The 12,825-nt window shown below is 61.1% G+C and carries 11 protein-coding genes; 1 reads left to right on the top strand and 10 read right to left on the bottom strand.

What is annotated here, in order from left to right; genetic code table 11:
- The first annotated feature begins 225 nt into the window (after positions 1-225).
- On the top strand, positions 226-1,149 hold the full coding sequence (locus AC3ANJ_RS14925) for a glycosyltransferase family 2 protein (protein WP_488316962.1): 924 nt from the start codon (positions 226-228) through the stop codon (positions 1,147-1,149).
- Positions 1,150-1,169: 20 nt separating this feature from the next.
- Here the strand turns inward: AC3ANJ_RS14925 and AC3ANJ_RS14930 are convergent, their stop codons facing one another.
- The 10 genes from AC3ANJ_RS14930 to tuf all read right to left on the bottom strand — a co-directional run bounded on the left by AC3ANJ_RS14930 (position 1,170) and on the right by tuf (position 12,691).
- On the bottom strand, positions 1,170-2,243 hold the full coding sequence (locus AC3ANJ_RS14930; protein ID WP_488316963.1) for a polysaccharide pyruvyl transferase family protein: 1,074 nt from the start codon (positions 2,241-2,243) through the stop codon (positions 1,170-1,172).
- Positions 2,240-3,376 carry a UDP-galactopyranose mutase gene (gene glf, locus AC3ANJ_RS14935; RefSeq protein WP_488316964.1) on the bottom strand — a complete coding sequence of 379 codons (1,137 nt, stop codon included), beginning with the start codon at positions 3,374-3,376 and terminating at the stop codon, positions 2,240-2,242. The genes AC3ANJ_RS14930 and glf overlap by 4 nt, the downstream gene beginning before the upstream one ends.
- A 60-nt stretch (positions 3,377-3,436) precedes the next feature.
- Positions 3,437-4,564: a polysaccharide pyruvyl transferase family protein gene (locus AC3ANJ_RS14940; RefSeq protein ID WP_488316965.1), complete on the bottom strand. Its 1,128-nt coding sequence runs from the start codon at positions 4,562-4,564 to the stop codon at positions 3,437-3,439.
- A 117-nt stretch (positions 4,565-4,681) separates the two neighbouring features.
- Entirely contained in the window at positions 4,682-5,689 is a 1,008-nt protein-coding gene (locus AC3ANJ_RS14945; protein WP_488316966.1) for a glycosyltransferase family 2 protein, read from the bottom strand.
- 33 nt (positions 5,690-5,722) lie between these two features.
- Positions 5,723-6,454 (bottom strand): glycosyltransferase family protein, encoded by a 732-nt coding sequence (locus AC3ANJ_RS14950; RefSeq protein ID WP_488316967.1) that lies wholly within the window; start codon positions 6,452-6,454, stop codon positions 5,723-5,725.
- A 452-nt stretch (positions 6,455-6,906) separates the two neighbouring features.
- The gene (locus AC3ANJ_RS14955) at positions 6,907-8,124 is read right to left on the bottom strand and encodes a hypothetical protein (protein ID WP_488316968.1); all 1,218 of its coding nucleotides are present in this window, start codon (positions 8,122-8,124) and stop codon (positions 6,907-6,909) included.
- 763 nt (positions 8,125-8,887) lie between these two features.
- Positions 8,888-9,160, bottom strand: coding sequence for a hypothetical protein (locus AC3ANJ_RS14960; protein ID WP_488316969.1), 273 nt, complete (start codon positions 9,158-9,160; stop codon positions 8,888-8,890).
- Positions 9,161-9,296: 136 nt separating this feature from the next.
- Positions 9,297-10,598: a hypothetical protein gene (locus AC3ANJ_RS14965; protein WP_488316970.1), complete on the bottom strand. Its 1,302-nt coding sequence runs from the start codon at positions 10,596-10,598 to the stop codon at positions 9,297-9,299.
- A gap of 112 nt (positions 10,599-10,710) precedes the next feature.
- Positions 10,711-11,385, bottom strand: a complete 675-nt coding sequence (locus AC3ANJ_RS14970) for a VanZ family protein (RefSeq protein WP_488316971.1) — start codon at positions 11,383-11,385, stop codon at positions 10,711-10,713.
- Positions 11,386-11,500: 115 nt separating this feature from the next.
- Positions 11,501-12,691, bottom strand: coding sequence for an elongation factor Tu (gene tuf / locus AC3ANJ_RS14975; RefSeq protein ID WP_406249164.1), 1,191 nt, complete (start codon positions 12,689-12,691; stop codon positions 11,501-11,503).
- Positions 12,692-12,825 lie beyond the last annotated feature (134 nt).

Raw genomic sequence — 12,825 nt, forward strand, 5'->3', positions numbered from 1 at the left:
GACGCCGCCGTGACGCGGTTGCGACACCTCGAGACGTCGCCTTCGTACCGAATCGGGCGTGCCGCCACCTGGCTGCCACGCGCTCTCAAGTCCGCCCAGGGTCGTTCGTCCCGAGCCATCAAATCCCGTGCTGGCGCGGCGACATCTGCTGCGATGGGTGAGAGTGTTCCCACACCGCACCCGGTTCGCTCGTGGACGCCTATGCCACTCGTCGACTCTCCCGACGTGAGTGTTGTGATTCCGGTCTACAACTCGGAGGCATGGCTCGAGGATTGCTTGTTCAGCGTTCTCGCGCAGACCGGAGTCACGCTGGAACTCATCTGCGTGGACGATGGCTCCACGGACGGGTCGGCGAACATTCTTCAGCACATCGCGGAGAAGGATGAGCGCGTGCGCATCATCACGCAGTCCAACAGCGGTCAATCGGTCGGCCGCAACAGAGGTTTGGATGAGGCGGCCGGCCGGTATGTGATCTACCTCGACAGCGATGACTTCTGGCAAGGCGATCGGCTGTCAGAGTTGGTCGCCCACATGGATTCCGCGAACTTGGACCTTCTGCTCTTCGACTCCTTCGCGTTCCGCGACGGCGAGGTCGCGAACTCGACGTGGGAACGGTACGCGACCTATTACCAGCGGTCACAGGAGTATCGGGACGCGCGATCCGGCGTCCAGATGATCGCGGATATGCGCCACCGGCGAGACTACCGCCCACATGTGGGGCTGTATCTCGCACGTACTGAGTTCGTTCGCGATGTCGGCACCAGGTTCGTTCCGGGCATCGTGCACCAGGACAACCCGTACACGTTCTCCTTGCTTCTGCACGCGGATCATGTTGCCCATGTCCGACTGGACTTCTACGCACGTCGCATTCGTCCCGGTTCGACGATCACGGGGCTCGATGACTTCCGCTCGGCGAAGGGCTACTACCTCAGTTATCTGGCGATGATGCGTGAGCTGGGATCTAGGGAACTGCCCCCAGACGTCTCCGACCTGGTCGTTGACGTCGTGCACGGGGTCTTCCAGGGCGCACAGCAGAAAATCACTTACCTGCCCATCGAGGAAGTCGACGCCTTGGCCGCGCTCGACCACGGAATGGACGCGCAACTTGTGATGCGGGCACTGCGGCCATCTCGGCCACGTTCGCGCTGAGAACCCTTTCTAGGGGCGCTTCAAGGGATCAGATCAAGCAGTACTCGGGACTGCGTCTTCAGCTCTTGAAGCCTCGACTCGTCGCCTGGAGTCCACCGCGCGGTCTCCAACGATGCGATCAAACGCTGCACGTCGTCCAGACTTGCGGTTCGCAGATCCACTGCTCGTTCGGGATGGCCGATCTGATCATAGAAGCGACGTGTCTTCTCCCTGACGTAAAGCGAGAAAGACGGGATTCGCTGTGAGTAGGCGGTGATCGCGAGATGCAAATGGGATGTCATGAGAGCGTCGAGACCGGCGAGTCTCGGCAAGAAGTCCTTTAGCCTTTCGTAACGCAAGAGCTCGCAGTCTGGGGCGACGTCGGCCAGTTGCGAGCGATGACGCCCATTGCTGACGAGCACGACGTTTCGCACGTTGTCATTCGCGAACCCGATCACAGCGGCTTGGATCGCACCAAGATTCGGGTTCTCCTTCATATCCTCGAAGAGAGAGATGTCGAATTGCAGCCCGAACGTTCGTCCACGAGCGCGACGACGCCGGAACCGCAGATAATCCGAGGTCAGAAGTGCCAGATCAGCCCCTGCGACGATCTTGCTCTCGTCGACGCCGAGCTCTCGCAAATGCTCGTATGACTCCATGTCCCGAACACCGACACTCTGTGCGATCTTCGACACCTCGAGCGCCAGACGACGCGACTTGTCGCGCAGCCATGGACCCGCCCCGACCCCGGTGATCACGAGAGGCTGAGTCGTCAGCGCCCCCTGTGCTACGGCCCGCGAGATGATCTCCAGATAGGAAGCCCCAGGTTTGGCTCCCGCAGTATCCGACATGATGCCGCCACCACCGAGTACGACCAGATCCGAGGCCTCGAAGAGCCCGTCATAGGACTCCGCGTGCTGTGTTTCCAACCAGCGTGCATTATCAGCAGAGAGCCTGGGAATCGAGACGCTATACCCGTGCGCCTGCAGGTGCTTTGCGATCACGGCGCCGATCAGGTCATCGCCGAAGTTGTGCACCCGGTATGGGCCCACGATCAGCGCCTGCTTGTCGCTCTTCCTCGTTCGATGTGCTCCGCCCCAGAGCGGACGGATCATGCGAGCTGGTTGTTCCACATGGACAGCGCCGAGCCGATGGCCATGTGCATGTCGAGGTACTGGTACGTGCCCAGGCGTCCGCCGAAGTACACGTCCTTCTCGCCCTTCGCGAGCTCACGGTACGCGAGCAGCCCGGCACGGTCGTCCGCGGTGTTCACCGGGTAGTACGGCTCGTCGGTGCGCTCGGCGAACCGGGAGAACTCCCGCATGATCACGGTGCGGTCCTGCGCGAAGATGTCCTTGCGCTCCGGGTGGAAGTGCTTGAACTCGTGGATCCGCGTGAACGGGACGTCCATGTCCGGGTAGTTCATCACACTCGTGCCCTGGAAATCACCGATGTCGAGGACCTCCTCCTCGAAGTCCAGCGTCCGCCAGCTCAACGCCCCCTCGGTGTACTCGAAGTACCGATCCACCGGGCCGGTGTACACGATCGGAACCTGACCGACCATCGCCTTCTTGTTCAACGGCTGCGACTCGTCGAAGAAGTCCACATTCAGGCGCACCTCGATGTTCGGATGATCCGCCATCCGCTCCAACCACGCCGTGTACCCGTCCGTGGGCAGCCCCTCCCACGTGTCATTGAAGTACCGGTTGTCATACGTGTACCGCACCGGCAACCGGCTGATGATGTCCCCCGACAGCTTGTGCGGGTCCGTCTGCCACTGCTTCGCCGTGTAATCACGGAAGAACGCCTCGAACAACGGACGCCCCACCAGAGCGATGCCCTTCTCCTCGAAGTTCGCCGCCGTCGCGACATCGAACTCCCCCGCCTGCTCCCGCACCAGCGCCCGCGCCTCAGCCGGCGAATACGCCGCCTGGAAGAACTGATTGATCGTGCCCAGATTCACCGGCATCGGGAACACCACGCTCTTGTGATTCGTGTACACCCGGTGCACATAACCCGTGAACGACGTGAACCGGTTCACGTACTCCCACACCGTCGCATTCGACGTGTGGAACAGATGCGCCCCATACCGGTGCACCTCGATCCCCGTCGACGGCTCCGCCTCACTGTACGCATTCCCACCGATGTGATGACGACGATCGATGACAGTGACCTTACGACCAGCATTCGCAGCACGCTCGGCAATAGTGAGGCCGAAGAAACCCGACCCGACGACAAGGAGATCCATACCACCATCGTATCCAGGCCAGGCACGTGCTCACGAACGCATGCGTGACTATGACTCGTCTCAGTCGCCCCAGGCCACGGACGCGGGAAGAACGTGCTGGCGTGCGGCCGAAGCGTTCCTATAGTCATCCCAGATTCGCTGGCTGAGTTCTTTGAGGTACGCGACGGCCTGCGCTCGAAACTCGTCCACCTTGTCCATCGGCACGTCCGGAACGCCCTCTTCAAGGATCGTGAGCAATCGGGGATCGGTTGGTTCCACAACCAGCTCCTCCCGTCCAATCGACGCCATGAAGGCGCGAGTCTTGGGTACGGGATGAATAGATACGGTCGGAACACCGTACATAGTTGCGACGATCGTCGTGTGCAACTTCATGCTCAACAGGAGGGTACACTCACCGAGCGCGCGCGTGACGTCATCGATCTGATTCGAGTGAAAGGTTTCCTTGCCATCCACCCTGAGCTGCTCAGCGTTCCTGAGATCACGCCGGCCGTGGTCCTCGACACCACCGATAATGTGACGAACATGCCACCCTTTCCTAATGAACGCCGCTGCGATCTCCTCGAGTTGACGGTAGTCCTTGGGGTCTCTGACGTACCGCGTAACGATTCCGAGGATAGGCGTGTCCTCGCGGCGGTCGACGGGAGGCAACGGTAAAGCGCAGACGAGGTCAGGGTGTGAAGCCACGGACACATGAGGGTTGATGTGCCCCGTGATCCACGCGGCCGAGCCGAGGTCGCGAGCCGAAATCGAGCGCACACTTGGGTGCGTAAGAAAGTTTGCCCACCGTTCAACCACCGACGGTTCCACTTCCGGCCGGTCATTCTCGACACCGATTCCAGCCACGTGGACTGGTCGCCGAAGGTACATGGGATTGATAAAGTCCGGATCGATCCACTCCCGGTAAGGACAGAGTAGGTCGCCCCCGCCAAGAACCACGGCATCCATCAGATCGGCCTGCGTGGCGCGAATATTTCGGAAGTACCACGGGCGATGAAGGCCAGTCAGGAGAGTGAGATCCGCCCACTGCCCAAGCCAGTGTTCGTACACCCGAACAAAAAGTTCATCACCGTAGTTTCCGCGACCAAACGACCCGGTGATCCCGATTCGCGGCTTCAGCAGTCCACGCAACTCAGTCTCGAGCTCACGCTGGATAGCGTCTTTAGTTTGTCTGTCACGTCGAAAGATCATGAGGTCCTCTGAGATGGGACGATCCGAAAACACCCGCACCAACGGCGCCTACACCAGAGAAGTGTGGCTGACATGAACGCCGCTTCAGCCGCGACGGGCAAACTCCGATGTAGCGACTCACGCCAAAGAGCGCACAGATTCTCGAAACGCCTCGACATTCGCGGAAAATACAGCGCTCATGACGCGATCGAGCTCCCGTTTCGAGGCGAGTTCAACGGCGCGCTCCATTGTCAAAACCTCTGAGATCGCCGCCGACCACTGCAGTAGGAACTGTCTAACGACGCCATCATCCGCAAGACCAGCAATCTTGCGATGTAGATTATACGATCCGGTGGCTCGATTGAGGATGATGGCAGCAAGGGCATCAGCTTCCGAAACTGACAGATCCGCGTCGGCGATAATACCAAACAAGCGACCGACGTGAGCAACTAGGATCTGCACAAACTCAACACCGGGACGAAGGTGCGAAATATGGGGAAGCTCACCAGAAAGCGGGTCACCCTCGAGGAGATAGTCACGATCTGACATTGCCGTGAATTGAGTGAAGCGCGTTACAAACTGAAGGACGAACTCATTGTCCTCCCCATACGATATGGCGGGATCGAACCTGATTCCGGATTCCAAGAGCGCCACCCTCTTAAACGCGCCGGCTATCAGAAGTGTCCACAACGCACCTGCGCGCGTCAGATTCTCGTTAACCGATTCCGGAGAACGAAAGAAGGATTTACCATTGCGGTGTCGACGCAAAGAAACCCAGTCAGCCGAAGTCGTGGAAAGGTGCGTCACGACTAGATTTAGGGTTTCGGGGAAAATGGAGTTGTCGTCGTCGAGGAACAAGACGTAATCACCTGTTGCAACGTCGATGATCTCGTTCCGGCCGACCGAAGGTCCGCCCGTTCCATCCGCGTGTCGAAGCAGTCGAACAGAGATCGATTCATTGGAGAGATCCTTAATCGACTCGAGGTACTTCACCGCGGGTTCCGATTGTGAAGCATCGTCGACGACGATCAGTTCCACAGCCCCCGCGTCAATCCCTTCCTGCTCCAGGACGCTTCGAATAGCACGTTGGAGCGCCCCTGGGCGCTCATAAGTCGTTATTCCCACAGTGAGAATTGGATGCCTCACGTTACCAGTGCTCCTATCTCGATGATCAGATCGTCAAAGCACGCTCAGAACATCCGTGATGTCGGACTTGAGGCGTTCGATCCCGCGCTCTTCCAGCGCGAGCGCGTAGTCTTCCCACTTCCGCCCAAGACCGACAGGCGCGCCGTGCCTATTCCAGGGAATTCCATACGAATCGGCAACAATGGCGCCATGAAGTGAACTTGTGGAAATCTGGTTACACGCAGCGATCAATGGAATAACGTCGGCGGGCGCACCGGCTGCTTCGATTACAATCGCATTGGGGTCGTTGGCGACGTGGTCTGGAATCGGCGTGCGATCTTTGAAATGTCGAACATGACCCGTTGTGTAGCGCTTTTCGACCTCACCATAGACCTCCTTCGCGAGAAGTCCGGGGTCGCCCATCGGAATTTCCTTCGGCAGGCGCCAGAGTTCGCGGGTAAGTGGCCCGCGAACCATACGAACGTCATACGTCGCCTGCCAGTCGATCTTGGTCTCACGCGTCGGGTCCGTGCCGATGCCCGCGATCACGGCACCTCCCTTAGCCCCACCGTGCATCTCGATCAACTGACCTACGGTTCCGGTGACGAAGATGTCCGCAATCTTAATCGCCCCATACGCGAATCGCTTGCGCGCAACGTGTTTGAGGATCTCAATGCCGAGCACGTCACCAAAGTTGAACGCGGGAAGCCCTTCCTGGACCTCTTTGACTTTGAACTGGCCGGTAACTGAGTCGAGAATCGGGCTCCAATAGAATACAGACTTCACCGTTGACCTAACTCTGGGGGAATTCGACGCGTCGACACGCGATGTTTCATGCTAGCAGGCTCTTCGTCGGCGCCGGGCTGTCGACGGAAGCGGTCGCTCCCGCCGCATCGCGTCCTGTGCCGGGCCGGATGCAGCGCGGTGCCGGGCATCGCTCGACAAGTACACAGCCGCGCGCCTCAGAGGCAACTCATACCCTGGAGCCTCGCCCTCCCTGCCATGCGAGCGACCATCGTCCCGGTCAGCCGTCGATCGAATTAGACGCGCTATCAATGTCCGGGGCGGACTTTCGAATCGTGATGGCCATCGTGACCGGTGGTGGCCGCCGCTCGGGGTGTAGCGGATGGGTTCGGTGGATCACGGTCAGCGCGATTCCGGTCCAGCGTGACCGGTTCGACAGGCGCAGGATGGTGTGGCGGCGGGTGATGCTCCTGCCTCACGAAACGTCGGCCTCGTCAGCGAGTGCCGTTCAAAATACTCAAGACGAGCGGTTTCAACTCCCGGTTCTTTGCCATACGCGAAGTCACAGGGTGGCCATAGCCGGGAAAATCGATAACCACCGCATTCGGCAGATTCGGCAGAAACATCATGCTCATTCCCCGCGCGTCCATCGATTCGTTTGGATCATTGAAGATGAATGCAGGCTTGGTTGTTTTTCGAATAGCTTCCATTGAAGAATGACGCTCATCGAAAATCGGGTATTTCGTCGTTCGGAACGATGGGTGCATGATGTGGCGAGGTGAACCAGCGATGGCGACTGCATTTGCCGCTCCCGCATAGTAAAGCGCCGCATAACCTCCTAAACTTGACCCATACGTGAAAATATCGCTATAGGTTCGATCCAGACCGACCTCCTGGATCAGGGTGTGCACATCGTCTTCAGAGAGATACTGATAGCCGCTACCCTCGGCCTGAGCAATATACAACACGTCGAAACCGTTCGAGAGCAAGAAGCTTGCGGCGTATGCAGGGGATCTCTTGCCGGTTCCACTGTATCCAAACGTCACCACAAGAGCCTTAGCCCTTTCAAGCTTGAAGTATGTAGCGCGGTAGCCGAATTTCTCCCTCATTATACGGATGTCGGCATTGCGATAAGCTTGGCTAGATAGCGCAAAATCCTTCTTTTCCTTCGGGCGAATGAAACTCCCGTAGGCATCGAGCAGATTATCCAACTTGTCGTATCGCTTGGTCCGAAGCAAAATGTATGCGAGATCTCGCACGTAGATAGCAGACGGGACGAACTTGCCCTCACTGAGGTCCAGTGCATCTAACGAGCTGTCATTTTCAGTAAAGTCGTCGACAGCACCGTACATTCTGATTTGAAGCTCAGATTTCTTCTCAAGCGGCAGATTACTTGAACCTAGCCGGCGGAAGAATGAACTCTTGACTACGTGTAAATCTGACAGCGCAACGTCAGAGTCCGTGATGCACTTGCAAAACGTGATCATATCTTCGAGATTGAAGTTTCCACGCTTCATATGCCAAGCAAACATATAGAATTTTGCCGCTTCCGCCAAGGAGCGCCCATTTGCGACCAAAGAGCGGGCAAGACGTAAGTAGGTAAGACCAGACTCGACACCGGTTTCCAAAGCTACGCGCCGCGCGTCTGAGGTCGAATGCGAGTCAAGAAGCTGCGCGACCTGGTCCAGCCCATTTGATGTTCTCGTGTTCACGTCTACTCCTGACCTTTCGCCTGCCGTATCTCTAAGACGATGGGGGTTCACACGTTGCCCATCCGCCAGTAGATCTCGATGTGCATCACGATACCTTCGTTCGCGGCGGGTTTGACGCGCGGCATTTGTCTTGCTTCGACTTGCGAGTGACCGGGTGCTAGCGGGGCGGGAGAGCGTGGCGACAGAACGAGGTTCCACCGATGGAGCGTCCCAGTCATCCGCCTCGTCGCGGCCCGCCGGACAGGGGCTTACAATGCGTTCAGAGCTCGATCGTGTATGACTCCTGCCCCTGCGCTTGACCCGAATGCAGGAAGGGCCCGGGGCTATTTCGCAGCCGACTTGTACCTAGCAGACATCTGAGCCCCCATCGTTCGAAGCGCGCCGAGCTCCTGTACAGCCTTCGTGGATCTCGCACCGGTGCACCGTGGTTGCCCCGGCCGCGTGAGAGGCAGTTTCCTCGGTTAGGCCTTGCGCGAGGGTGACTGCCTGACGCAACTCAGTCTCGACGCAGTCGGTGTGCAAGTTGTCGCTGATGATGCGTCCACGTACCCGACGGTTGCTGGCGTCCAGGACGACTACACAAGGACGCCCATCGCTCACCTTACCCAAGTAGCTGCCGTCGGAGACGGACCACGAAAGCGAACTCGGCTTGTCGGTCACCGGGAACCCGGGTACGCCTCACGGCACTCTCACGCCCGCCCGGAGGATCCCCTAGCCCGAGGCTCAGACCGAGATCCTGCTGCGTCGGGGCATCCAGCGAAGCCTAGAAGTCGGCATCGAGTACCCGCGTAACGGGGTCGGGCTCGACGTAGACCGGCTTCGGCTGTGCAGACCACGCCTGAACCGGCTGCGGCTTGCGTGCCGCAGCCCGCACCGCGTTCTGACGCTGCGGCTCGGCGGCCGTGCGGCGCCGCTCCCACAGCTCACGCTCGATCATCGTCCGGTCGCACACGTGGATCATCGCGCAGATGATCATCGCGAGCAACAGACCGAGGAACCCGCCGATCGAGCTCGCTTTGACGACGCAGACCGTCAAGACGCGGCTTTCCAGAGCGTAGCCCTGCCGCGAACTCGATACCGGCAGCAGGATCAGAATGCCACCATGTCTTGATTCGGTCGTGCCGAACGTCCCCGGGACTCAGGATGCGTCGCCGCGACCATGAGCCTCGCTGCTACGCCTCCGCCGCCTTCCGCGCGTGGCGCCCCAGAAGGAAGACCGAAAGACCGCCGAGCACGAGCACGATGCCGGTAGTTGCGGCACCCGATGCGAATGCGGTGTCGATTCCTGTGATCGCCAAGTCGTCGGTCACGAGGATGTCGGCGTAAGCCGATCCGCTGGTCGTGCCGCGCACCTCGATCCGGTGCTCACCGAGATCGGTGCCACCCGCGATGCCCACCGGCAGCGAGATCGCACCGTTGGCATCCGCCGTGGCATCCGTCAGCTTCCACGGCTCGGAGTGCAACCAGAGCTCGAGTTCCTCCCCCGCGGCGAATCCGCTCGCCTTGACCGTCACGCTGCCGCCGGCCGGCACCGAGGTGCTCGAGACGGTGACCACCGGAGCGGCCGGTTCTTCCGTAGGCTCCGGGGCCGACGTGGGTCCCTGAGTTTCGACTGGTTCTGGTGCCTCAGTCGGCGCTGGGGACTCGGACGGCTCCGGAGTCTCCGTCGGCTCGGGCGTCGGAGTCGGTTCCTCGGTCCGAGTCGGGGTCGGTGTCGGAGTCGGCGTGACCACCGCGCAGTCGACGGCGTAATCGTAGGTCCGCTCGCCGAGCGGCTTGGTCAGTTCGCCATGTCGTTCGACCACCGACACCACCGTCGGTCCTTCAGCCGGAATCGTGAACTCGACCACGGCCTGACGCTCGGCATCCATCTCGGCCAAGAGCGTCTCGTGCGCATCGGCGTTGATGATCGTCACCTCGGCCGTCGCGTCCTCCGGCGCGTCCGCACCGAAGCGCACCGTCGCAGTCGCCGTGGCGGTGCCATCGGCCGTGCAGACGGCATCGCTGAAGACGACGCCTCCTTCGGCTGGGCCTGTGGTCGGTTCGCCGTCGTCCGCGCATGAATCAGCGGCCGAGAACTCCCCCGCAGTCGCGACGACGCCGTCGACGATCCACTCGACCAGGTGCGTCTCACCATCCGCGAACGCGATGGTCGGCGTCACGACGTCGATCAGGAAGTCATCGATCTCGGAGACCAGGCCGTCGGGCTGGCCGACGGCCACACCATCGACACGAAGGTACGACGTGGCGGAGTCGCCGGCATCCAACGTCACCGTGCCATCGAGCACGACCTCGAATCCGTCGGCAGCGCACTGCGCGGTCAGGGAAGCATCCGATGCGACCGTGACCTCGGCATGTGCCGCCGGCGCGACCCACACAAGACCCAGAACCGCAAGACCGGCCGCGCCCGCGAGGGAGGCGACGCGCGCGGTCAGTGTGCGACGCGGATTGCGGTTTCGGAAGCGTCGGGTCATGATCGCTCCTTCCGTCGTCGAGTTCCGGTTGATCGAGGTACTTACGCGAATGCTACCCGCGTTAACGGGCACGAACGGTCATCTCACAGCACAGATTTCACGGCATCCGGACTCACACCGAGATCCGCTGCGTCGGGGCATCCGGCGAAGCCCAGAAGTCGGCATCCAGCACCCGCGTGACGGGGTCGGGCTCGACGTAGACCGGCTCCGGCTGGGCAGACCACGCCCGAGCCGGCTGCGGCTTGCGTGCCGCGGCCCGTGCCGAGTTCTGACGCTGCAGCTCGGCGGCAGCGCGACGGCGCTCCCAGAGCTCGCGCTCGATCATCGTCCGGTCGCGCACGTGGATCATCGCGCGGATGATCATCGCGAGCAGCAGGCCGAGGAACCCGCCGATCGAGTTCGCCATGACGTCGTAGAACGTCGAAACGCGGCTCTCCAGAGCGAAGCCCTGCGTGAGCTCGATGCCGGCCGAGAACGCCGGCAGCAGGAACAGGGCGACCCACCACGCCTTGCGCGCCAGCGCCAGGCCGAGCAGGAACCCGAGCGGGACGAACATGGCGATGTTCGCGGCGAACTCGAGCTTGTCGTAGCCGAACGTCTCGGGGATGCCGAGGTTGTGCAGCGCCCGCAGCACGCGCGAGGCGATGCTGTCGAACTCGAGGTCCTGCGGACTCGGCCACATCGTCACCAGCAGCACGAACGCCGTGTAGATGATGAGCAGCAGGGTCGAGACCCAGAGGCGCGCGTAGCTGCGCGGCGGCGGTGGGCCGACGTAGATCTCGCTCATGGGGCTCCCTTGATGGTCGGAAGCCAAGGGTATCGACAGCATCCCGAGAATCCCCCGGGCAAACGACAGCGGGGCCGGACCCGAAGGCCCGACCCCGCTGAGAAGTAAGAAGTACTTACTTGATGATCTTCGTGACCGTACCGGCACCCACGGTGCGTCCACCCTCACGGATGGCGAAGCCGAGGCCCTCTTCCATGGCGATCGGCTGGATCAGCGCGACCGTCATGTCAGTGGTGTCGCCGGGCATGACCATCTCGGTGCCCTCGGGCAGCGTGATGACGCCGGTGACGTCGGTGGTACGGAAGTAGAACTGCGGGCGGTAGTTCGTGTAGAACGGGTTGTGACGCCCACCCTCGTCCTTGGACAGGATGTACGCGGTGCCCTCGAAGTCGGTGTGCGGCGTAACCGAACCCGGCTTGACGACGACCTGGCCGCGCTCGACGTCCTCACGCTTGAGGCCACGGAGCAGCAGACCGCAGTTCTCGCCGGCCCACGCCTCGTCGAGCTGCTTGTGGAACATCTCGATACCCGTGACGGTGGTCTTCTGCGTCGGGCGGATGCCGACGATCTCGACCTCGGAGTTGATGGCCAGCGTGCCACGCTCGGCGCGACCCGTGACGACGGTTCCACGACCGGTGATCGTGAAGACATCCTCGACGGGCATCAGGAACGGCTTGTCCTTGTCGCGCACCGGGTCGGGAACGTTCGCGTCGACGGCCTCCATGAGGTCGAGGATCGACTGGACCCACTTCTCGTCGCCCTCGAGAGCCTTCAGGCCCGAGACGCGAACGACAGGAGCGTCCTCAGCGAAGCCCTGCGAGGCGAGCAGCTCGGAGACCTCGAGCTCGACGAGCTCCAGGATCTCCTCGTCGTCGACCATGTCGCTCTTGTTCAGCGCGACGAGCAGGTACGGCACGCCGACCTGCTTGGCGAGCAGAACGTGCTCACGCGTCTGAGCCATCGGACCGTCGGTCGCGGCGACCACGAGGATCGCGCCGTCCATCTGAGCGGCACCGGTGATCATGTTCTTGATGTAGTCAGCGTGACCCGGGGCGTCGACGTGCGCGTAGTGGCGCTTCGGCGTCTCGTACTCGACGTGCGAGATGTTGATCGTGATACCGCGCTGACGCTCTTCGGGAGCGGAGTCGATCGACGCGAAGTCGCGCTGAACGTTGGTCGCCGACGGGTACTTGTCGGCAAGAACCTTCGAGATCGCTGCGGTGAGCGTGGTCTTGCCGTGGTCGACGTGACCGATCGTTCCGATGTTCACGTGCGGCTTGGTCCGCTCGAACTTGGCCTTGGCCACTGGGTCCTCCTCAGGACGTTCGTGTAGGGGTTGTCGGGCACTGGATTGTGACCGGTTCCCTACGGGGTTTGATTCTCAGTTTAGTAGAGAGAGCTTTATGAAGTTGTGTGTTGTCCGGGGCGGCCGAAGCCGCC

Source organism: Microbacterium sp. STRO-1N, assembly GCF_057748015.1.